Raw genomic sequence first — 20845 nt, forward strand, 5'->3', positions numbered from 1 at the left:
CAATATACAATTAAATTTGATGGAGGTTGATGAATATGACAACGAACAATAACAAACGCATGATTGAGATTTTTGATACGACACTGCGCGATGGAGAGCAGGCACCGGGAGCGAGTCTGCAGCCTGAGCAAAAAATTGAACTGGCACATCAGTTGGCTTCTCTGGGTATTGACGTCATCGAGCCTGGATTCCCGATCTCAAGTCCGGGTGAGTTCGCGGCGGTCCAGGCGATATCGAGACAGCTGCAAAACGTGGAAATTTGCGGATTTGCCCGTGCGGTCAAAGGAGACATCGATGCCGCGGTGAAGGCAACTGCTGATGCAGCACGTCGCCGAATTCACCTGTTCATCTCTTCTTCGGATATTCATATTGAGCACCAGTTGCGTCGTCCGCGGAGTGAAGTCGTCGCTACTGCACGTGAGATGGTGTCTTATGCACGCCAATTCACGGATATCGTGGAATTCACTGCCATGGATGCAGCCCGCACCAAGATGGATGATCTGATCGAGATGGTTGAGGTAGCTATTGAAGCTGGCGCCAGCATTATCAATCTGCCGGATACGGTCGGTTATGCGCTTCCGCATGAGTACGGAGAAATGTTTCGCCGTGTCCGCGAAGGGGCAAGAGGCGGCGATCAAGTGAGGTACAGTGCCCACTGTCACAATGATCTGGGACTTGCGGTGGCTAATAGCCTGGCTGCGATAGCGAATGGGGCTTCCCAAATCGAAGTAACGATTAATGGGATTGGAGAGCGTACAGGAAACTGTGCCTTGGAAGAGCTGATTATGGCACTCGAAACGCGCGGAGATGCCATCGGTGCCACGACGAATATCAAATTGAATCAGCTGTACGAAACCTCCCGCCAGATCAGCCGGGCCATGCATTTCCCGATTGCTTACAACAAACCGGTCGTTGGACGCAACGCGTTCCAGCATGAATCCGGAATCCATCAGGATGGACTGCTGAAGAATCGGAACACATATGAAATCATGGATCCTGAAGCACTGGGTATTCCGCGCAGCATGATTATTCTGGGTAAACATTCGGGTCGTCATGCGCTGAAAGACCGCGTTCGCAAATACGGATTTGAGCCTGATGAGCAGCAAATGGAGCAGCTGTACGAAGTATTCAAAGAAACTGCCGATCAACAGAAGGTGGTCAGTGACGATCAGTTACTGCAAATGGTCAGCCAGACGATGAACATCCCTGCGCAGGATTATGAGCTGGTCGAACTGCAGGTAACGGCAGGCAGCATGACTGATCGGATGGCAGCTGTTCGAATCCGGACAGGTGCAGGCGAACAGACGTATTCTGCGGTTGGCAGTGGTCCGGTAGAAGCGGCCATCCGTGCGATCGGTCAGAGTATTTCCGATGATATTACCTTCGTGGACATGGAGATCCATGCACTGAGCGGGGGAGAAGAAGCAACGGCAGAGGCGGCTGTTGCGGTGGAACGTGCAGGGCGGGAATTCAGGGGGACTGCTACACACAATGATATCGTTATGGCGGCGGGTCTTGCCTATGTGGCGGCATGTAATGCAGCTGGGCTCAAGGCAGAGTCTTCTGAAAGTGACAAGTCGGTACATGTTTAAACAGGTTGATAGTTGATGGAGCTAAATAAAGAATAATGTGGTTCATTACGATTCTGAAGAGCAGACCTTATTTACAAAGGTCTGCTTTTGTCTTATTATGTGTAATAATCTATATGGGGAAAAAACGATCTGTCAAGATGTGATTATAGTTATCCACATATTCAGGATAATTTGTGGGTAACTAATGCAAAGTCAATCCAGCAAAGTTTTCGAAAATAAAAGGGTTTAGGGGATAGTGTGTAGTTATAATATCCACAAAACTGTGGATAACGTGGATAACTCGGTGGATAAATATGGTTTTTATTCAAAAATGCGATTCTACCGCTGTATAATTAACTTGAGTGGATTGCTTGCTATCTTGCTTATCTGTGGATAAATAGGAGAAGAGTCAGCTGAAAAATATTTTTCAAAATTCGAGTAAATTTGACAAATGAAAAAAGCTGAATATAAATTCTTATGTTTATTAATAAATTAACGAAAAAGCCGATCCCATCAAGGAATCGGCTTCTACTGTTTCTTTATTTTGCTTGCGTAAGTTGAATGTTCTGGAATCATAAGAAATGAGAGATCAGGATTCCATAGCCAGGGCTTCCCAGTCTTCGTATGCCTTGGCGAGCTGAAGCTTGCGTGTTTCTGCATCATTCTGGAGTTCCTGCAGTTTCATATAATCCTGATACACCTCTGGAAGGGCCATCTGGGCTTCAAGCTCCGTAATTTCTGTTTCAAGATCGGCAATCTGCTGTTCCAACGCTTCCTGTTTCCGTTGCCGGTTACGCTCCTCGCGTTTGGCTTGCTTGTCGGCTTCGAATGAAGCGGCTCCCGACTTTTCCGTTGTTTCCTGTTCGGATTTGACAGACCGCTTGGAAGAAGCGAGCGTTGCTTCTGCAGCTTCACGTGCAATGTCCTCCAGCTCCTGCTTTTTCTCCATATAGTCATCATAGTTTCCGAGGTAATGCTCTGTTCCTCCTGGGTGCAGCTCCACGATACGTTCGGCCATTTTGTTGAGGAAATAACGGTCATGGGAGATGAACAGCAGTGTGCCTTCATAGTCCATGAGTGCCGCTTCCAGCACTTCTTTGGCGAACAAGTCGAGATGGTTCGTAGGCTCGTCGAGAATCAGCATATTGGCTTCTTTGAGCATGAGCTTGGAAAGGGAGACCCGGGCTTTCTCCCCACCGCTCAGCGATGAAATCTTTTTGAGTACATCATCTCCGCTAAACAAAAAGTTGCCAAGCACGGTGCGGATTCTCGCTTCCTCCATGCCAGGATAGGCACTCCAGAGCTCTTCCAGCACGGTATTGTTAGGATTCAGGCCCGTCTGTTCCTGATCATAATAGCCGATCTGGACTTTGGTTCCCCACTGGATCTCGCCGCTTGCCGGACGCAGGCTTCCGGTGAGGCATTTTAGCATCGTGGATTTCCCGATCCCGTTGGGTCCAATCAGGGCCACCGTTTCCCCGCGCCGCAGATCAAATGACACATTTCGGAATAAGGGAGAAGCTTCGTCGTAAGCAACAGAAAGATCGTCTACACGAAGCACTTCCTTGCCGGACATGACCGCGGTCTCAAACGAGAAATGTGCCTTTTTCAAATCACCCATCGGCTTATCCAGACGTTCCATCTTGTCCAGTGCTTTGCGGCGGCTTTGAGCACGTTTCGTTGTGGAAGCACGTACAATATTTTTCTGAACAAAGTCTTCCATCTTGGCAATTTCGTCCTGCTGCTTCTCGTACTGCTTCATCTGACTCTCATACTCAGCAGCCTTCAGTTCCATATACCGGCTGTAGTTGCCTGTATATTTTTTGGAGCGATGCCGTTCGATCTCCACAATGGTAGTCACAAGCCGGTCAAGGAAATACCGGTCATGGGACACAACCAGCAATGCCCCCGAATAACCTCTCAGATAATCTTCAAGCCAGGTTAGCGTCGGGATGTCCAGATAGTTGGTAGGCTCGTCCAGCATGAGCAGATCCGGTGCCTGAAGCAGAATGCGGGCAAGAGCAAGACGTGTCTTTTGCCCACCACTCAGCGTGGCAATCGGAGTATCAGGCGAGAATTCACCAAAACCCATCCCGTGTAAAACGCTGCGAATGCGTGTTTCCATCGCATACCCGCCGTGGTCTTTAAACCAATCGGAGCGCTGAGCGTAGCGTTCAAGCAGGTCCGCATATTTTTTCTCGTCCTCCATCTGGGCGGGATCGGCAATATCCTGCTCCATTTTGCGCAGTTCCGTCTCAGCCTGGGTGAGATGGGCGAAAACATGCATCATCTCTTCCCATATGGAGCGGTCGGATTGCAGGCCGCTGTTCTGGGCGAGATAACCCAGTGTGGTTTCTTTGGATTTGAAAATTTGCCCGCCATCATAGGACATTTCGCCTGCAATGATTTTGAGCAGGGTGGATTTGCCTGCACCGTTTACACCGACGAGTCCGATGCGTTCACGCTCTAATATTTGTAGGTTCACGCCGTCCAGAATCGGATCGACACCATAACGTTTAATAATTCCGGATACTTGCAGCAGCATATAATTAAGTTCCTCCATAGGTCCTGTTCTTGATTATTCAACTACATTCCAGTTTACATGAAATACAGATCAAATGCACCGATTAGGAGAGCCCCGGCGTGTAGTCTTTTTGTTCAATCAGTGATAAACTGAAAGAAGGCATGTTATTACATGAGGATTTTGCAGAAAATCACTCATTTTAATGATTTCAACGAGATGACAACTGGTCTTAACATATAATTGTTTTTTTGTATTGACGCTTTTTTAATTACCTTCCACATCAACAGGAGGTTATTCAGGGACATGCAGGATCGGACGGAACAAAAAAGCCAGCTTCGTTCCAGACTAAGGCAGAGTCGTGATCGGATGGATGAAACGCTTCGTCAGCACGCGATGATGGAAATCAGCCTTGTAGCCAAACGTGAGTTGCGGCGGCTTCGACAAGATAAACAGAGACTGACCATTTTCAGCTACTTGTCTTATGGAAGCGAAGCACCCACGACCTTTCTGTTTGAGGATGGCTGGAAGCATGGCGACAGGATGTTCGCACCGAAAGTGCTGGCCAATCCAGCACGAATGGAATTGCGGCGTGTGAGAGGCGAGAAGGATATCGAGCCTGGCGTGTGGGGGATTCCTGAACCCAAAGACACCTGTGAAGTGCTTCACCGCGAGGACTGGCCGGACATTGATCTCGTCATTGTACCGGGTCTGGGATATGATCCTCACGGTGGGCGAATCGGTTACGGAGGCGGTTATTATGATCGCTTTGCCGAGATACTTGAAGCGGAGTGTTATACGGCGGGTAGAAGGCCGCTTCTTGCTGCATTCGTCTTGCCGGGACAGCTGCAGGATGAAATCCCGATGGACCCGCTTGATCTGCGTATGGATCTGTTGATGACAACCGAAGGTATACTACATATCGAATAAAGGGTTGTGATGTATTGAGCTCAAATGCTATGAATGGATCGGATTCGGGCGAAGGAAAGCTGACTCATTTTAACGAGCAGGGACGTGCCCGAATGGTGGATATTTCGGGAAAGGAAGTCACTGTGCGAACGGCAGTGGCCGTATCCAAGGTAACGATGAACCCCTCTACGCTTGAAGCGATACGGGAGGGCCGCATCGGAAAGGGCGATGTCCTAGCCGTGGCTCAAATTGCGGGGATCCAAGGTGCCAAAAAAACGTCCGACTGGATTCCCATGTGCCATCCGCTCGCGCTGAATGGTGTGGATATCCGTTTTGAGGACAATGGCCTGGATGAATTATCGATCCAGGTTACCGTCAAAACCGAAGGCAAAACCGGAGTCGAGATGGAGGCACTTACGGCGGCCTCGGCGGCGGCATTAACGATCTATGACATGTGCAAAGCATTGCAAAAAGACATGATTATCGGACCAACCCTGCTGCAATCCAAGAGTGGTGGCAAAAACGGTGATTTCAACCGATAAGGGACATTTATTTTCATAGAGGAGAAGGGTGATCTTTATGGTGTGGAGAACAGCAATCCTGACAGCCAGCGACAAAGGGGCCCGCGGGGAACGTGAGGATACAAGTGCACAAGTGATCCGGGAGCTTGTGGAAGAAGAACTGGGTGGGGAAATCGTGGAGTACCGCATCGTTCCGGATGAACCCGATGAGATTATTGCGGCTTTGATTGAGATGACTGACTATTTTCATGCAGACCTGGTACTGACAACCGGAGGTACGGAGCTGGCGATTCGTGATATTACGCCGGAGGCGACACGTCGGGTCATTGAACGTGAAGTTCCTGGAATGGCCGAAGCGATGAGATACAGCGTCATGGGCAAAAATCGTTCAGCGATGCTGTTCCGGGGTGTGTGCGGTATTCGTGGACGTACGCTGATTGTTAATTTGCCGGGTACTCCGAAGGGTGTGCATGAACATCTGGCAGCGATCATGGATCAGCTTCCTGAAGCACTTCTGATGGTTACAGGGCAATTCAAGCAATAAAAGAACCACTCACCCAACAGCAGCGTAAAAGAAATGTTCATTCATACTCCTTAGTTGATTTTGCGGGTTATGTAAGTGGTTACATCTGTGGTATGATGGGCTTAATTCTAAAATACAGCAGAGGCATCTATGAGTATATGGCCGAGTGTACGCATCTTCGAAGCTTGAAACGAGGAGGAATATCAATGTTTAGTTCCATTGGACCAACAGGTTTTATTTTGCTGGCCGTGATCGCGTTGTTGTTGTTTGGACCCAACAAGCTGCCGGAACTGGGACGTGCAGTCGGACGTACCTTCCGTGAATTCAAAGAAGGCGCACGTGACATTATCTCTGATGATGATTCGTCCACTCGCAAAGAGCAGGATAAGGACAAACCGCTGGCAGCGGAAAGTCAGCCCGCCCACAAGCCTGCGGACAAGCGCCTGCCGGAGTAGTCTTGACGGCAATGAATGAGAAATCCCTTCCTGCCGGAAGGGTTTTGTATTTTAAGCTGGCAACAATGGAGGGCAGGAATGACGCAGCAGAATGAAGAAATGACCATTGCGGAACATTTGAGCGAGCTGCGCAAGCGGCTGATCTATGTGTTGAGCGTTTTTATTTTGGGCCTGGTGGCAGGCTTTTTTGTAGCAGACCCGGTGTACCGTTATTTGACCAAAGCAGAATCGGCTCAGGGTTTTGTGCTGCATGCTTTCTCTTTCTGGGATGGAATTGGAATCTACATGAAGATTGCCGGGTTGTTTTCCTTAATTATTACATTGCCGTTTACAGTATTTCAGATTTGGAAGTTTGTCAGTCCAGGCTTGAGACCGCGTGAGCGAAAAGCCACGTTGAAGTATGTGCCTTATGTATTTCTGTTATTTCTGGTTGGACTGGCCTTTGCGTACTATGTGGTGTTTCCGATGGCACTTGCCTTTACATCTACGATTACGGAAAAGATGGGGCTTGTGGAGACGTACGGGATGAAGCAGTACTTCAGTTTCCTGTTTGGCATTGTGCTGCCGGTATCGCTGTTATTCGAGCTTCCGCTGCTCATCATGTTCCTGACAGGGTTGCGAATATTGAATCCGATCAGGCTTCGCAAAATGCGCCGGGTAGCCTATTTTGTCCTTATTTTTATCGCAGTGGTCGTGACACCGCCGGATTTCATATCCGATCTGCTCGTCATGATTCCCTTACTGCTTTTGTATGAAATCAGTGTGTTTCTGTCCGCCATTGTATATCGCAAGCAACTTGCAGCCGATGAAGCGGCAGAGTCCCGATATGTTCGTGCCAAAAATGAGCAGAGCGCAGGTTAAGAGGCATTTTCCTGTGCTCTTATTCTTATCTTCTTTTAGACAGGATGCTTACATTGTACTGAGATTTTGGTGTATTAGTTCTGGGACAGGCAGGCATATTTTGTCCAGCAATGGATACAATGGAGAAGGGCAATCTGCTGGTTCGGTTGTAGGGTTCACTTGTGGCTCTGAACCGGGGGCTATTCAACAAGGGATACAGTACTTAAGCACGTCATTTCGGTGTCCTGATGTTAATGCAGCGTAAATTCTCATATGAATTCATGAAAAGGACTTGAAATCATGCTTCAAGTTGAGTATCATAAAGTTGGTTGTTAGCACTAAACACTGTCGAGTGCTAATACATATGGCTACAACCTACAATGCAACGTTATATAATTTCAAAAGGAGGCTATTTTTCATGATCAGACCTTTAGGTGAACGCGTATTGGTAGAACCACTGGAGCAAGAGCAAACAACTTCTTTCGGGATCGTACTTCCGGACTCTGCTAAAGAAAAACCGCAAGAGGGCAAAATTATTGCCGTTGGAGCGGGTGCACTGAAAGACGGCGTACGTGTAGCTCTGGAAGTGAAAGAAGGAGACCGCGTAATCTTCTCCAAATATGCCGGAACAGAAATCAAATTCGAAGGTAAAGAATATTTGATTATGAAAGAGAGCGATATCCACGCGATTCTCGACTAATTCAAATTTAATCGGTTAACCGAACCATATAGCAATACCATTTTACACAATATACTAGGGAGGTTTTCTTACCATGGCTAAAGACATTAAATTTAGTGAAGACGCTCGTCGCTCCATGCTTCGCGGTGTGGACGCATTGGCTAACGCAGTAAAAGTAACACTCGGTCCTAAAGGCCGTAACGTGGTTCTGGAGAAAAAATTCGGAAGCCCGCTCATCACGAATGACGGTGTTACCATTGCAAAAGAAATCGAACTGGAAGATGCATTCGAAAACATGGGTGCACAACTGGTTAAAGAAGTAGCAACCAAAACCAACGATGTTGCCGGTGACGGTACGACAACAGCTACTGTACTCGCTCAAGCGCTGATCACAGAAGGTCTGAAAAACGTAACTGCAGGCGCCAGCCCAATCGGTATCCGTAAAGGGATCGACAAAGCGGTAAAAGCGGCTGTTGCTGAGCTGCAATCCATCTCCAAACCGGTTGAAACCAAACAATCCATCGCACAAGTTGCAGCAATCTCTGCAGCTGACGAAGAAGTAGGCGAACTGATCGCTGAAGCTATGGAAAAAGTGGGTAAAGACGGCGTTATCACTGTTGAAGAATCCCGTGGATTCGCAACAGAGCTGGAAGTGGTTGAAGGTATGCAATTCGACCGCGGTTACATCTCTCCATACATGATCACGGACACGGACAAAATGGAAGCTGTTCTGGACAACCCGTACATCCTGATCACAGACAAAAAAATCTCCAGCACACAGGACATCCTGCCATTGCTTGAGAAAATCGTACAACAAGGCAAACCGCTCGTACTGATCGCTGAAGATATCGAAGGCGAAGCGTTGGCGATGCTGGTTGTTAACAAACTGCGTGGTACATTCAACGCTGTAGCTGTTAAAGCTCCAGGCTTTGGTGACCGTCGTAAAGCAATGCTGCAAGATATCGCTGCCCTGACTGGTGGCCAAGTAATCACGGAAGAACTGGGTCTGGACCTGAAATCCGCTGTTGTGGAACAACTGGGTACAGCTCGTCAAATCCGTGTAACCAAAGAAAACACAATCATCGTTGACGGTGCTGGTAACAAATCCGATATCGATGCACGTGTTAGCCAAATCCGTACACAACTGGAAGAAACAACTTCCGAGTTCGACAAAGAAAAACTGCAAGAGCGTCTGGCTAAATTGTCCGGCGGCGTAGCAGTAATCAAAGTCGGTGCGGCTACTGAAACAGAATTGAAAGAACGCAAACTACGCATCGAAGATGCCCTGAACGCAACTCGCGCTGCGGTTGAAGAAGGTATCGTATCCGGTGGTGGTACAGCGCTTATGAACGTATATCACGCGGTTGCAGGTGTAAGCCTGTCCGGCGATGAGCAAACAGGCGTGAACATTGTCCTGCGCGCTCTGGAAGCTCCAATCCGCACGATCGCGGCTAACGCTGGCGAAGAAGGTTCCGTAATCGTGGAACGTCTGAAAAAAGAACAAGTGGGCGTAGGCTTCAACGCTGCTACTGGCGAATGGGTGAACATGATCGAAGCAGGTATCGTTGACCCTGCGAAAGTAACTCGCTATGCGCTGCAAAACGCTGCTTCCGTAGCAGCTATGTTCTTGACAACTGAAGCGGTTATTGCTGACAAGCCAGAACCTGCAGGCGCTGCTGGCGCTCCTGACATGGGCGGCATGGGTGGAATGGGCGGCATGATGTAAGCAAAGGTGTAAAAACCTTGTCATACATCTAGCAACTCATATTCATGAGTAAAAGAAGATCCCAAGAGATGTGCACTTGTATAAGTGACCTCTTTTGGGATCTTTTTGTTTTGTTCTGTGACAAAAGGATGGGCAGGCTAATTACGGGAAATCCAATTTGATGTACCTTTCATCTGATTTTCAGATTCACTTAAGGTAGCCAAGGTAAGATGAATCTTGTAAACCCCTTCTCGTGTTAAATAGATGTGTGACTGGCCCTATCGGATTGTCCTCCGGCAGGGCATTTTTTTCCTAAATTATCCTTTTGATGATATGATATAGAATGAAATAGATGGATAGAAAAAAACTATACGATGGGGGAGGGAGGCCAGCAGTGGACGCCAGGTTGCATCCGTTGTTTTAACCGATTCAGATTAACGGAATGGATCTACAAACGTATTACATTGAACAACCACCATCTCCCGTGTTAACAGCTTATATAGCGTGCTTCTGGGAATCGGGCATAACTCCTTATGCCGGTTATAACTTGACGGAAGGTGTGCCCAGCCGGGTATTACCGGATGGTTGTACGGATATCCTGATAACATACAATGCTGTCTGTGAGCAGCACTCATTTGCTTACTGTGGCAATTATACAGAGCGGAAGTTGTACGGCGAAACCCCGTTGACCGCTGCCAGAGAGCATCGAAGGAGGTTGTCCGAATTGTACAATAGACCAACCGAGCCTTCGTTTATACTGGAATCGAGAGAATATAACATAAAGGAGACTTAATCTATGAATGGAACAATGCAAATTAGGGATCACTTGTTGGACGAACTGGAGACAGGCGTAAGAACCGGAGCGTCTCTGATTCGCCTGATTCGTCCGGAAGACTGGGCTTACCGTCCTCAGGAGAATATGCGTTCACTGGTGGAGCTGGTCCACCACTGGATCCAGATCACGGCATCAGATCTTGCCATTATGCAGGAGAAGAGTGAATCGGAAGTAGGAACGATAGAGAATAGTCTATCCGGCATAGAGGATATTGAACAACTGGAAGCCACGCTGTGGCGCAATTTTGAAACGTACAAAGCGTACATCGTATCACTGAGCGAAGAGGATCTGTTGAACCGCTCCACCAAAGCCTTCTATATGGAACATGGACATGTACAGGTTAAATGGCAAATTGAGACGGTAACACATGTATTTCATCATCGTTCCCAGTTGTACAACTATCTTAAGCAACAAGGGCATGAGTTAAACTTCTTCATGTTATATGCATAATAGTGAGGCCCCGAAGGCAGACACTTTCTTGTGTCGCGCCCTCGGGGGCTTTTTTGTGTTATTAGTCTATACAAACTATGAAGTCTAGCAAAAATAGACGTAATTCCTCGGTCAATTTACCGTTACAATGCTAGATTTCAAACATAGAATACCGTATCAAAGCAAAAAGGAGGTGATTTCGATGGCCATCCTTTTACCACAACAGTTTTACAACCTGGCTGCAAGCGTAGGGAAATCGTATTACGAGAATCTGTTTGGAGGTACAAATGCCAGCATCACGGTCAACAATTTTGGTCCTTTTCCGGTAGACCTGGTTGTAACCCGTGTCAACGCACCCGTTATAACGTATACGATTCCTGCGGGTAACAGTCTTACGTTGTCGGTTCATTTGCTGCTCGTCGCTGCTTTGTTGACTACGGCGGCAGGTGCTTCTACAGGTACGATCCAAATCGCAACATCTGATTTCTAATTGATGCAGCATGCTTTGATGAGCTCCTTGCCCGACATGATGTGGGCAAGGGGCTTTTTTTATCTTTGAGAGAATCTTAGTTATATATATGAATAGAGTCCACAGCATGCTACTCCTATATATTCCCTCGTTTTGTTTACGAGGGAGGCAATTCGAGTAATTTATAGTAGAGGCATTCGGTAGGGATGCACAGAGGCAGGAGGGGTAGAATATGAATCAAACAAATGGAAGCAATATCAAGACGAGAGATACGTTTCTTGAAACGGAACGGCTCGAATTCTCTACATGGAGCGAAGAAGACCGCCCCTTGGCTTCGGCGCTATGGGGCGATCCTGAGGTGACAAAATGGATTAGCAGGAAAGGGTTTCTGAGTGAGGATGAGATTGAGGCCAGACTTGCACAGGAAATGGAAAGGCAGCAGGAAATGAAGGTACAGTACTGGCCTCTTTTTGATAAGGAAACAGGTGTGTTCGTGGGGTGCTGCGGATTGCGGCCTTACGCACCAGATGAAAAAATCTACGAACTGGGTGTCCACCTGACCAGGGATCACTGGGGAAAAGGATACGCACTGGAAGCATCTAAGGCGGTGATCCGCTATGCATTTGAGGAATTGGACGCCCATGTGCTCTTCGCAGGGCATCATCCTGAAAATAGCGTCTCTAGACGTCTGCTGCTGAAGCTCGGTTTTATATATAAGAACGATGAATTTAACGAACTGACTGGCAAAATGCATCCGTCCTACATTTTGACGAGATCAGACATGGAATCGTTGCACTTAAACGGTTGATCTTCCATTTTTCATTGTTTTTTTATTCGATTTTCAGCTTCTATTAAGGTAGAGGGGGTAACATATTTCTTGTAAACCCCTTCTCGTGTTAGATAGATGTGTGACTGACCCTGCCGATATTCGGCGGGGTATTTTTTTGATTTATTTTTGAAGTAAACAAAAAAACAAATATAAACAAAACATAATAAAGATATATCATGGTTTAATCATTGACTAGTAAAGATAATCAAAGGTATAATGAATGTGAAAAAAGGAACTTACTATGTACGTGAGAAGTATCATCATCTTTCAAAATGAGGAGAGAATGATCATGAACGTGACCCTTACCAACGAAACGACGCAAGTGGCAGGTTGGAATATACCTTTTGTCCGTGAGATGGCAGAGATTACACAGCATATGTGGAAAAATGGCTGGGATGAGCGCAATGGCGGCAATGTCAGCTATCTGCTGGAAGAAGAGGAAGTCACGAGATATATCGATGTCAATCAGGTCATACGCCGAATCAAACCGGCATTTTCGGTACATGAATTGGCAGGCAAGTACTTCATCGTGACCGCTTCGGGCAAATATTTCAAAAACGTGCTTGCTGATCCGGAGAGCAATCTGGGTTTGCTGCGTGTATCGAATGATGGACAGGAGCTGGAAGTACTGTGGGGCCTGAAGACTGGTGCGAATCCGACAAGTGAGCTGCCCACACACTTTATGAGTCATATTGAACGTCTGAAAGTGGATCCGAACCACCGGGTAGTCATGCACAACCATGCCACTAACGTGCTGGCGATGACGTTTATCCACGAGCTGGATGAAGCGAAATTCACAAAAACCCTGTGGCAGATGTGTACAGAATGTGTGGTCGTCTTTCCGGACGGCGTAGGTATTATTCCTTGGATGGTGCCAGGGTCGAATGAGATCGGCCGTGAGACAGCGAAGAAAATGAAGGAGTATCACGCGGTCATCTGGCCGCAGCACGGGATCTTCGGGACAGGAACAACCATCGATGAGGCCTTTGGTCTCATTGAGACGATTGAGAAAGCAGCCCAGGTCTACATGCTGGTTGCTGGTCATGAGATCCAGCAGAGAATTACGGATGAACAGCTGACAACATTGGCTCAGTCGTTCGGGGTTACCCCGCGACCAGGCATATTGGACTCGAATGTTTAGCGAAGAGACAAGTAGAGATTGCGATTCTTGTGGAAGGCGCGCTCCCCGAGAAACACCTAAGAAGCTTCTAATTGGTGAGAAAAGCATAAGGAAAACATCTATACTAATAGAATTGACAACTGCCCTAAACCTTGGTAAAGTTCTATAAAACCGCAAAATGCATTCTGGGAATGTTACCGATATGGGCATAACCTGAGCTGGCTTGTTTACGCTATATGTGTAGACAGGCTGGTTCGGGTTTTTTTGTTGCCTTGGATCGGAAGACGTGGTTGTACATTAGTTAATGGAGCTGAAAGGAGAGTTCGGTATGAGTAATTTCAAATTTCCCGAAAACTTTTTATGGGGTGGTGCGATTGCCGCCAATCAGGCGGAAGGGGCTTACCTGGAGGGTGGCAAAGGGCTGAGCATCGTGGACCTCCTGCCTTCCGGAGAAAATCGCAGAAGCATCATGAAGGGGAACGTACCGGGATTTAAGCCACAGGAAGAAGAATTTTATCCTTCACATGAAGCAATAGATTTTTACCACCGTTATCCCGAGGATATCGCGCTATTCGCTGAAATGGGGTTCAAGGCGCTCCGCGTTTCCATTGCATGGGCACGCATTTTTCCGAGTGGGGAAGACGCGGCGGCAAACGAAGCTGGGTTGCAGTTCTACGACAACCTTTTCGATGAAATGCTTAAGCACGGAATTGAACCGGTTGTTACGCTTGCCCACTTCGATGTACCAGTCAACCTCATTGAGAAGTACGGGAGCTGGAGAAACCGCAAGCTGGTGAATCTGTTCGAAACCTATGCCAAAACTGTATTTACGCGTTACAAGGGGAAGGTTAAATATTGGATGACGTTCAACGAAATCAACATGTTGTTGCATTTGCCGTTCCTGGGTGCCGGCTTGGCTTTCAAGGAAGGAGATAATGTAAAAGAAATTCAGTACCAAGCGGCTCATCATCAGCTGGTCGCAAGCGCACTAGCAGTTAAGGCCTGCCATGAGATCATTCCCGGGGCAATGATTGGCTGCATGCTAGCAGCGGGCAGCTTCTATCCGTATACCTGCAATCCGGAGGATGTGTTCCAGGGTATGGAGAAGGACCGGGAGTCTTACTTCTTCATCGACGTGCAGTCGCGAGGAGCATACCCAGGTTATGCGAAACGCTTCTTTAAGGATCATGGTCTGAACATCGTGATGGAACCGGGGGATGCTGACATTCTGAGAAATCATACCGTTGATTACATCGGATTCAGCTATTACTCCAGCCGAACGACGAGTACGGATCCGGAAGTGGTCAAAAACATGACCAGCGGTAATGTATTCGGTTCTGTTGCCAACCCTTACTTGGAGAAATCCGATTGGGGATGGACTATCGATCCGAAAGGTTTCCGCATAACAGCGAATCAACTTCATGATCGCTATCAAAAACCACTCTTCGTGGTCGAAAATGGCCTTGGCGCCAACGACGAAGTTAGTCCAAACGGAGAAATTCACGATGATTACCGTATTGATTACCTGAAGCGGCATGTTGCTGAGATGGGAGAAGCGCTGCAGGATGGCGTTGAAATTATCGGTTACACCAGCTGGGGGCCAATCGATATCGTGAGCGCATCGTCCGGCGAGATGAAAAAACGCTACGGTTATATCTACGTAGATCGCGACAACGCAGGTCATGGAGAATTGAAGCGAATCAAGAAAAAAAGTTTCCATTGGTATAAAAAAGTAATTGCATCCGGGGGTGCCGATTTGGAGGCATAAGACAATAACTTGTTCATTAGGAAGGTTCACCACGGCTGGTGGATCTTCTGAGTAACAGGGTTCCTGTGAAAGCGTTGACATATCCTTGAGTTCGCGATATACTTTACGCAATTATATCGTTTTGGGATTGTTACTACATACCATGTAGGCAAAACCTAAGCATGCAAAAGTAGGCGTCGGTTTATTTGTCGTTCGTACCGGTTGGTCAATCTCTATGAGCGTACTAACCTTGCGGCAAAAAGCTGTCCGTCTTCCGGGAATAACGTTTCAGGACGTTTATCCGTTTTGTGATGCTTCAGGTTTTTTTTGCATTTCCAAAAGGCGATAGGTTGCAGTTACGAGTGGATCGTGAATGGGGGATGGAAGTGAAAATAGCCAAGGTCATTAACAACAATGTAATCAGCACATATCAGACAGACGGGGCTGAGCTTGTCGTGATGGGACGAGGAATTGCCTTCAAGAAGAAACCGGGAGACAAAGTAGACGAGACCCGCATCCAGAAGGTATTTGCCCTTAAGAACAAGCAGACTTCTGATAATTTCAAAATGCTGCTGCGTGAAGTTCCGATCGAACTGGTCGAAATTGTAGAAGAGGTCATCACCCATGCTAAGGATAACATGGGTAGAAACCTGAATGAAAATATTTACGTGTCCTTGACGGATCATATTAATTTTGCGATCGAGCGATATCGCGAAGGCGTCGAGATCAAAAATGTGATGCTATGGGAGATCAAGCAACTCTATAAGTCTGAATTTATTTTAGGATTGAACACGCTGGAACAGATCAAATCCAGACTTGGATACGAACTTCCCGAAGATGAGGCTGCCTTCATTGCGCTGCATATTGTTAATGCCGAAATGAATGAAGAAGTCGTGACCACGATGAACATGACCAAATTCATTCAGCAAATCATCAATATTGCGAAATATCATTTCAAGATGGAATTTGACGAGGAATCCCTTAGCTATTTTCGGTTCATCACCCATCTGAAGTTCTTCTCGCAAAGGGTATTAAATGGAACGCACTACGACAACAACTATGACCATATCTACGACATGATTAAAGAGAAACATCAAGAAGCAGCGACCTGCACGGAAAAAATCCAAATGTTCGTCAAAAAGGAATACGATCACGACCTGACGAACGAGGAAAAACTGTATCTGACTGTGCACATTGAAAGAGTGGTTAATCGTTAATAAATAAATGTTGACAAATATGGTTTTATAATTATATTATGTGATTAACAGGAAGAGAATATGATTTAACTGGGATTGTTACTGGTTATGCAGGCAAAACCTAAGCCATGAAAAGGTATGCATCGTTTGTGCACCTTTCTTCAAGGCTTAGGTTTTTTGCGTGCAAAAAATCAAAGACCTGTCGCCAAAAAACATGGGGGTGCAGATTATGAGTCATGAAAAGCTGGCCAAAGAAATCGTTCAGCTGGTCGGTGGAGAGAAAAATGTCGTTTCTCTGGTGCATTGCGCAACGCGGTTGCGGTTTGTATTAAAAGACGATGCTAAAGCCGACAAGAGCAAATTGGAAAAATTGGATGGTATCATTGCCGTAAAGGAGAACGGTGGACAGTTCCAAGTTGTCGTTGGCAATACGGTACCAGAGGTATACAGCGCTATCGGAAAAGTGAGCAACATTTTGGATGATTCCTCACCCAAGGAAAAATCGGGTAAATCCGTCAAAGGCATTGGCGGCATTATCGACGTGATTTCAAGCATCTTTGCTCCGCTTTTGGGTGTCATGGCTGGAGCCGGTATTTTGAAGGGACTTTTGCTGATCGCCAGCAATGCAGGCTGGCTTGAAACAACGGATACAAGCTATATCATCCTGTATGCTGCTGCGGATAGCCTATTTTACTTCCTGCCGATGCTGTTAGCGGTTACAACCGCGCGTAAATTTCAGGGTAACATTTTCGTTGCGCTGACCATTGCAGGCGCATTAATATATCCGACCATTATTACGTTGAAAAATGAAGGAACACCAACCGATTTCTTTGGCATTCCGGTGGTTATGATGAGTTATTCATCGACTGTTATTCCCATCATCATCTCGGTTATCGTGATGAGTTTATTGGAGAAATGGTTCAATAAAGTTATTCATCAGAGCGTGAAGAACTTCATTACGCCGCTGCTGCTCTTAGTCATCATGGTACCGCTGACGCTAATTGCATTTGGTCCATTCGGTGTGTATGTAGGTAACGCCATCGCCTCAGCTCTGGTTGCTGCATTTGGTTTCAGTCCTATGCTTGCGGGAGCCGTAATGGGTGCGGGCTGGCAATTATTCGTTATTTTCGGGGTGCACTGGGGCCTGGTGCCAATCTTCATCAACAACGTTGCAGTGCACGGCCGTGATGGCATTAAGCCTGCCGCAACAGCTTCGGTATTCGCTCAGACGGGAGCTGCTTTTGGGGTCATGCTTAGAACGAAAAACAAAAAGCTGAGAACTCTTGCAGGGTCCTCCACGTTAACTGCTTTGTTCGGAATCACTGAACCTGCGATCTATGGAGTTACGCTTCCGTTGAAACGCCCATTTATCGCGGGACTTATTGGAGGAGCGATCGGAGGCGCGATTATCGGTCAAGCGGGGACTCAAGCTTTTGCATCCGGTGCGCCGGGGTTGCTCACCCTGCCGATCTTTTACGGCCCAGGCGGCCAAGGTTTCCCGGGATTGATTATCGGAATAGTCGTTTCCTTTATCGTATCGGCAGTATTAACGTATATTATGGGCTTCAAAGATCCTGTGGGTGAAGAAGAGGACAAGGGCGGTACAGCAGAGAAAACCGTTCAATTGGTACCCTCGAGACCAGCAGCAGATCAACTGGTGCTTAGCCCAATCGAAGGCAAAATCGTTGATCTGACGGAAGTTCCAGACCCGGCCTTTTCATCCGGCGCTATGGGTCAGGGCGTTGCCATTGAGCCAAGCGTAGGGAGAGTGGTTGCTCCATTTGATGGTACGGTTACTGTTGCTTTCAAGAAAAAACACGCTCTGGCTGTCGTATCCGACAGTGGTGCGGAAATATTGGTTCATGTCGGTGTGGACACCGTCAAATTGGATGGGCAGCATTTTGTCTCGCATATCCAGGAAGGCGATCGGGTGAAAGCTGGAGATCTGCTGCTAGAGTTCGACATTTCACAGATCAAGGCTGCCGGGTATCCTACGGTAACACCGATCATTGTAACGAACTCGGCTAATTACCAGCAAGTGCTGCCAGTTAAAGCGGATGGAGAGGTTAACACGCAAGAACCGCTGCTGAGCCTTTACGGTTCAAAGTAAAACTAAATTTCAAAGACGTTCCCTATATTCAAACCGTTAGCAATCACTTTCAACAACCTAAATGGCCTTTGGTTCTTTGAACCGAGGGTCATTTTCTTTTTTTTCGGCTAACAAACGTCGTTTTGGTTCAAAAAAGTTCAAAACGCTGATAAAGAACAGCTTTGTTATTCATTATTGAATCGTAGGATGCATTATCACACGCTGGCGATTTTCGGGTGAAATGACGTATTGTCATTGGCCCTGCGATTTTGCATAATAACAATGCTTCACAGATGAGAGATGGAAGGAAGTTATGATGATGCTTGGCAAAATGAAGAGAATCTTAATCGGCAGACCGATGAAATCGACTGAACTGGATGCAGAAAAATTGGGGAAATGGAAGGCACTCGCCATTCTGTCCTCTGATGCGCTATCCTCCGTTGCTTATGGTACGGAACAGATTTTATTGGTGCTGGCAGCAGCCGGATTTGCGGCCCTATGGTATTCTGTGCCTATCTCCATTGCTGTGCTGGGATTACTCGTCATTTTAATTTTTTCCTATCGACAGACCATATTTGCTTATCCAACGGGGGGCGGCGCTTATATTGTAGCCAAGGATAATTTGGGTACAACACCGAGCCTGATTGCCGGTGGATCTCTGCTGGTCGACTATATTTTAACGGTTGCCGTAAGCTCGTCCGCCGGGACGGATGCCATCACCTCGGCCTTTCCCGTGCTGCATGACTACAGTGTTGTGATTGCGCTAATTATGATTATCTTTCTAACCATAATGAACTTGCGGGGAGTCACGGAGTCGGCGTCAGTCCTGGCCATCCCGATTTATCTGTTTATCTTCTCGATTGCCATTTTGATTATATCAGGCGGAATTAAGTTTCTTGCTGGTGGCATGGAAGCAGCCGCGCCTGAGTTCGGAACAAGTCTGTCTCATGTGAGTATGTTTCTGCTGCTAAAAGCATTCAGTTCAGGCTGTTCGGCTCTGACTGGCGTGGAGGCAGTAAGTAATGCCATCCCGAACTTCAAACAACCTGCAGAGAAAAATGCAGCCGGAACGCTAATGCTCATGGGATGCATTCTCGGGGTTATGTTTATCGGAATCACCTTGCTGGCCTTCGGTTACGGGGTGAAGCCTGATCCCCACGCCACGGTCATTTCACAGATTGCCGAAGCGACTTTTGGCAGGGGATGGATGTACTTTATCATCCAGGGTGTGACTGCGCTGATCCTGTTCCTGGCAGCGAATACGGCCTATTCCGCATTCCCTCTGCTGTCCTTCATGATGGCCAAGGACAAATATATGCCTCATATGTTTATGGTTAGGGGAGACCGGCTGGGCTTCTCGAATGGCATTATTTTTCTGAGTGTTATGTCGGCCTTGCTTGTTGTTGGATTCAAAGGAAATACGGAAAGCCTGATCCCGCTCTACGCGGTGGGTGTGTTCATTCCATTCACGTTGTCACAGCTCGGCATGATGATTCGGTGGATCAGAGTCAAGCCGTCTGGCTGGCAGATGAAACTGTTGGTAAATACAATTGGTATGCTGACTACACTTTCAATTACATTGATCTTCATTTTCACCAAGTTTACGCAAACGTGGGTCATTTTTATCTTTTTGCCGCTCGTCGTATATGCCTTCATGCGTATTCACCGCCATTACTGCAACATTGCAGATGAACTGCGCATTGATATCAAACTAGATAAGCCGGCCAAAAAAGGCAATACCATCGTCATTCCTGTGGCTGGCATCACGCGGGTCGTCATGAACACAATCAGCTACGCGCAGACCATGTCGGATCACGTAGTCGCCTTGTATATCGGGTTCGATGATGAGGCTATTCGCAAAATGGAGTTGAAGTGGGAGGAATGGAATCCTGGCGTTCGGCTGGTTGTTATTAAATCGAGATATCGCAGCATTATGGGTCCGCTGAAGAAATTCATAGATACCGTGGAATGGAAAACGGCCGAGACTGATCACATCACGATTCTAATTCCGCAATTCATCACCAAGCATTGGTGGCAAAATGTACTGCATAACCAGACCAGCTTCATGATTCGCGCCTATCTGATTAACTACAAGGACGTCATCGTGACAACGGTCCCGTATCATCTTAATCGGTAGATTGCTGCGTCTCCCCTTTGTCGACGGTTCATTTGGACTTATTGTAGATTATTGTAAAAAAAGGATGAGGATATTACGGCATCCCTGTTAATATTTTGTTTACACAACGAACCGCAGGAATACTCCCGAAATGGGGGTTCTTGCGGTTTTTTTCGTTCGTTTATAAGTACAATCTGGCTAGGTGAATGCTCGCTCATCGGGTAAAGTCCCTTGTCCACGATTAACGCTGCGTTGATTCTGAGTGAATTCTGCTGTGACATTTGAGTCTTA

General features: G+C 47.1%; 18 protein-coding genes. 17 read left to right on the top strand and 1 reads right to left on the bottom strand.

The features are described 5' to 3' along the window. Positions 1-35: 35 nt before the first annotated feature. Entirely contained in the window at positions 36-1592 is a 1557-nt protein-coding gene (locus AAIH57_RS11400; protein WP_175398206.1) for a 2-isopropylmalate synthase, read from the top strand. Between the two features lie 568 nt (positions 1593-2160). Here the strand turns inward: AAIH57_RS11400 and AAIH57_RS11405 are convergent. Next, positions 2161-4116 carry an ATP-binding cassette domain-containing protein gene (locus AAIH57_RS11405; protein WP_430021689.1) on the bottom strand — a complete coding sequence of 652 codons (1956 nt, stop codon included), beginning with the start codon at positions 4114-4116 and terminating at the stop codon, positions 2161-2163. Positions 4117-4398: 282 nt separating this feature from the next. Between AAIH57_RS11405 and AAIH57_RS11410 the strand changes: the two genes are divergently transcribed. The 16 genes from AAIH57_RS11410 (at position 4399) to AAIH57_RS11485 (ending at position 20575) form a co-directional block, all read left to right on the top strand. Continuing rightward, positions 4399-5022, top strand: a complete 624-nt coding sequence (locus AAIH57_RS11410) for a 5-formyltetrahydrofolate cyclo-ligase (RefSeq protein WP_430021690.1) — start codon at positions 4399-4401, stop codon at positions 5020-5022. 29 nt (positions 5023-5051) lie between these two features. After that, positions 5052-5543, top strand: coding sequence for a cyclic pyranopterin monophosphate synthase MoaC (gene moaC / locus AAIH57_RS11415; RefSeq protein ID WP_175398423.1), 492 nt, complete (start codon positions 5052-5054; stop codon positions 5541-5543). 37 nt (positions 5544-5580) lie between these two features. Further along, complete coding sequence (locus AAIH57_RS11420; protein ID WP_024630749.1) at positions 5581-6066, top strand: MogA/MoaB family molybdenum cofactor biosynthesis protein; 486 nt, start codon at positions 5581-5583, stop codon at positions 6064-6066. A gap of 185 nt (positions 6067-6251) precedes the next feature. Continuing rightward, positions 6252-6500, top strand: a complete 249-nt coding sequence (locus AAIH57_RS11425; protein WP_175398209.1) for a twin-arginine translocase TatA/TatE family subunit — start codon at positions 6252-6254, stop codon at positions 6498-6500. Positions 6501-6578: 78 nt separating this feature from the next. After that, complete coding sequence (tatC, locus tag AAIH57_RS11430) at positions 6579-7361, top strand: twin-arginine translocase subunit TatC (protein WP_175398210.1); 783 nt, start codon at positions 6579-6581, stop codon at positions 7359-7361. 397 nt (positions 7362-7758) lie between these two features. Beyond that, positions 7759-8040 carry a co-chaperone GroES gene (gene groES / locus AAIH57_RS11435; RefSeq protein ID WP_090918205.1) on the top strand — a complete coding sequence of 94 codons (282 nt, stop codon included), beginning with the start codon at positions 7759-7761 and terminating at the stop codon, positions 8038-8040. Between the two features lie 73 nt (positions 8041-8113). Beyond that, entirely contained in the window at positions 8114-9745 is a 1632-nt protein-coding gene (groL, locus tag AAIH57_RS11440; RefSeq protein WP_175398211.1) for a chaperonin GroEL, read from the top strand. A gap of 421 nt (positions 9746-10166) precedes the next feature. Further along, a complete protein-coding gene (locus tag AAIH57_RS11445) occupies positions 10167-10517 on the top strand; it encodes a DUF6597 domain-containing transcriptional factor (protein WP_430021691.1) in 351 nt (116 codons plus the stop codon). 3 nt (positions 10518-10520) lie between these two features. Then, complete coding sequence (locus AAIH57_RS11450; protein ID WP_430021692.1) at positions 10521-11009, top strand: DinB family protein; 489 nt, start codon at positions 10521-10523, stop codon at positions 11007-11009. Positions 11010-11190: 181 nt separating this feature from the next. Next, positions 11191-11478, top strand: a complete 288-nt coding sequence (locus AAIH57_RS11455) for a hypothetical protein (protein WP_175398213.1) — start codon at positions 11191-11193, stop codon at positions 11476-11478. Between the two features lie 211 nt (positions 11479-11689). Next, a complete protein-coding gene (locus AAIH57_RS11460; protein ID WP_175398214.1) occupies positions 11690-12265 on the top strand; it encodes a GNAT family N-acetyltransferase in 576 nt (191 codons plus the stop codon). Positions 12266-12575: 310 nt separating this feature from the next. Then, positions 12576-13427: a rhamnulose-1-phosphate aldolase gene (rhaD, locus tag AAIH57_RS11465; protein ID WP_430021693.1), complete on the top strand. Its 852-nt coding sequence runs from the start codon at positions 12576-12578 to the stop codon at positions 13425-13427. 307 nt (positions 13428-13734) lie between these two features. Then, complete coding sequence (locus tag AAIH57_RS11470; protein ID WP_430021694.1) at positions 13735-15174, top strand: 6-phospho-beta-glucosidase; 1440 nt, start codon at positions 13735-13737, stop codon at positions 15172-15174. 365 nt (positions 15175-15539) lie between these two features. Further along, positions 15540-16370: a BglG family transcription antiterminator LicT gene (gene licT, locus AAIH57_RS11475; RefSeq protein WP_430022126.1), complete on the top strand. Its 831-nt coding sequence runs from the start codon at positions 15540-15542 to the stop codon at positions 16368-16370. 208 nt (positions 16371-16578) lie between these two features. Continuing rightward, complete coding sequence (locus tag AAIH57_RS11480) at positions 16579-18459, top strand: beta-glucoside-specific PTS transporter subunit IIABC (RefSeq protein WP_430021695.1); 1881 nt, start codon at positions 16579-16581, stop codon at positions 18457-18459. Positions 18460-18757: 298 nt separating this feature from the next. Next, a complete protein-coding gene (locus AAIH57_RS11485) occupies positions 18758-20575 on the top strand; it encodes an APC family permease (RefSeq protein ID WP_175398425.1) in 1818 nt (605 codons plus the stop codon). The last annotated feature ends 270 nt before the right edge of the window (positions 20576-20845 follow it).

Origin of the sequence: Paenibacillus sp. MABNR03 (assembly GCF_050455445.1) — a bacterium.
GTDB lineage: Bacteria > Bacillota > Bacilli > Paenibacillales > Paenibacillaceae > Paenibacillus > Paenibacillus xylanilyticus.

Bases quoted from the DNA above. Each gene is read 5' to 3' on its own strand.
- AAIH57_RS11480 (WP_430021695.1), top strand. From the start codon at position 16,579: ATGAGTCATGAAAAGCTGGCCAAAGAAATCGTTCAGCTGGTCGGTGGA.
- moaC (WP_175398423.1), top strand. From the start codon at position 5,052: ATGAATGGATCGGATTCGGGCGAAGGAAAGCTGACTCATTTTAACGAG.
- AAIH57_RS11460 (WP_175398214.1), top strand. From the start codon at position 11,690: ATGAATCAAACAAATGGAAGCAATATCAAGACGAGAGATACGTTTCTT.
- AAIH57_RS11420 (WP_024630749.1), top strand. From the start codon at position 5,581: ATGGTGTGGAGAACAGCAATCCTGACAGCCAGCGACAAAGGGGCCCGC.
- AAIH57_RS11485 (WP_175398425.1), top strand. From the start codon at position 18,758: ATGCTTGGCAAAATGAAGAGAATCTTAATCGGCAGACCGATGAAATCG.
- AAIH57_RS11450 (WP_430021692.1), top strand. From the start codon at position 10,521: ATGAATGGAACAATGCAAATTAGGGATCACTTGTTGGACGAACTGGAG.
- AAIH57_RS11400 (WP_175398206.1), top strand. From the start codon at position 36: ATGACAACGAACAATAACAAACGCATGATTGAGATTTTTGATACGACA.
- AAIH57_RS11425 (WP_175398209.1), top strand. From the start codon at position 6,252: ATGTTTAGTTCCATTGGACCAACAGGTTTTATTTTGCTGGCCGTGATC.
- AAIH57_RS11470 (WP_430021694.1), top strand. From the start codon at position 13,735: ATGAGTAATTTCAAATTTCCCGAAAACTTTTTATGGGGTGGTGCGATT.
- tatC (WP_175398210.1), top strand. From the start codon at position 6,579: ATGACGCAGCAGAATGAAGAAATGACCATTGCGGAACATTTGAGCGAG.
- groL (WP_175398211.1), top strand. From the start codon at position 8,114: ATGGCTAAAGACATTAAATTTAGTGAAGACGCTCGTCGCTCCATGCTT.
- AAIH57_RS11405 (WP_430021689.1), bottom strand. From the start codon at position 4,116: ATGCTGCTGCAAGTATCCGGAATTATTAAACGTTATGGTGTCGATCCG.
- groES (WP_090918205.1), top strand. From the start codon at position 7,759: ATGATCAGACCTTTAGGTGAACGCGTATTGGTAGAACCACTGGAGCAA.
- AAIH57_RS11445 (WP_430021691.1), top strand. From the start codon at position 10,167: ATGGATCTACAAACGTATTACATTGAACAACCACCATCTCCCGTGTTA.
- AAIH57_RS11410 (WP_430021690.1), top strand. From the start codon at position 4,399: ATGCAGGATCGGACGGAACAAAAAAGCCAGCTTCGTTCCAGACTAAGG.
- AAIH57_RS11455 (WP_175398213.1), top strand. From the start codon at position 11,191: ATGGCCATCCTTTTACCACAACAGTTTTACAACCTGGCTGCAAGCGTA.
- rhaD (WP_430021693.1), top strand. From the start codon at position 12,576: ATGAACGTGACCCTTACCAACGAAACGACGCAAGTGGCAGGTTGGAAT.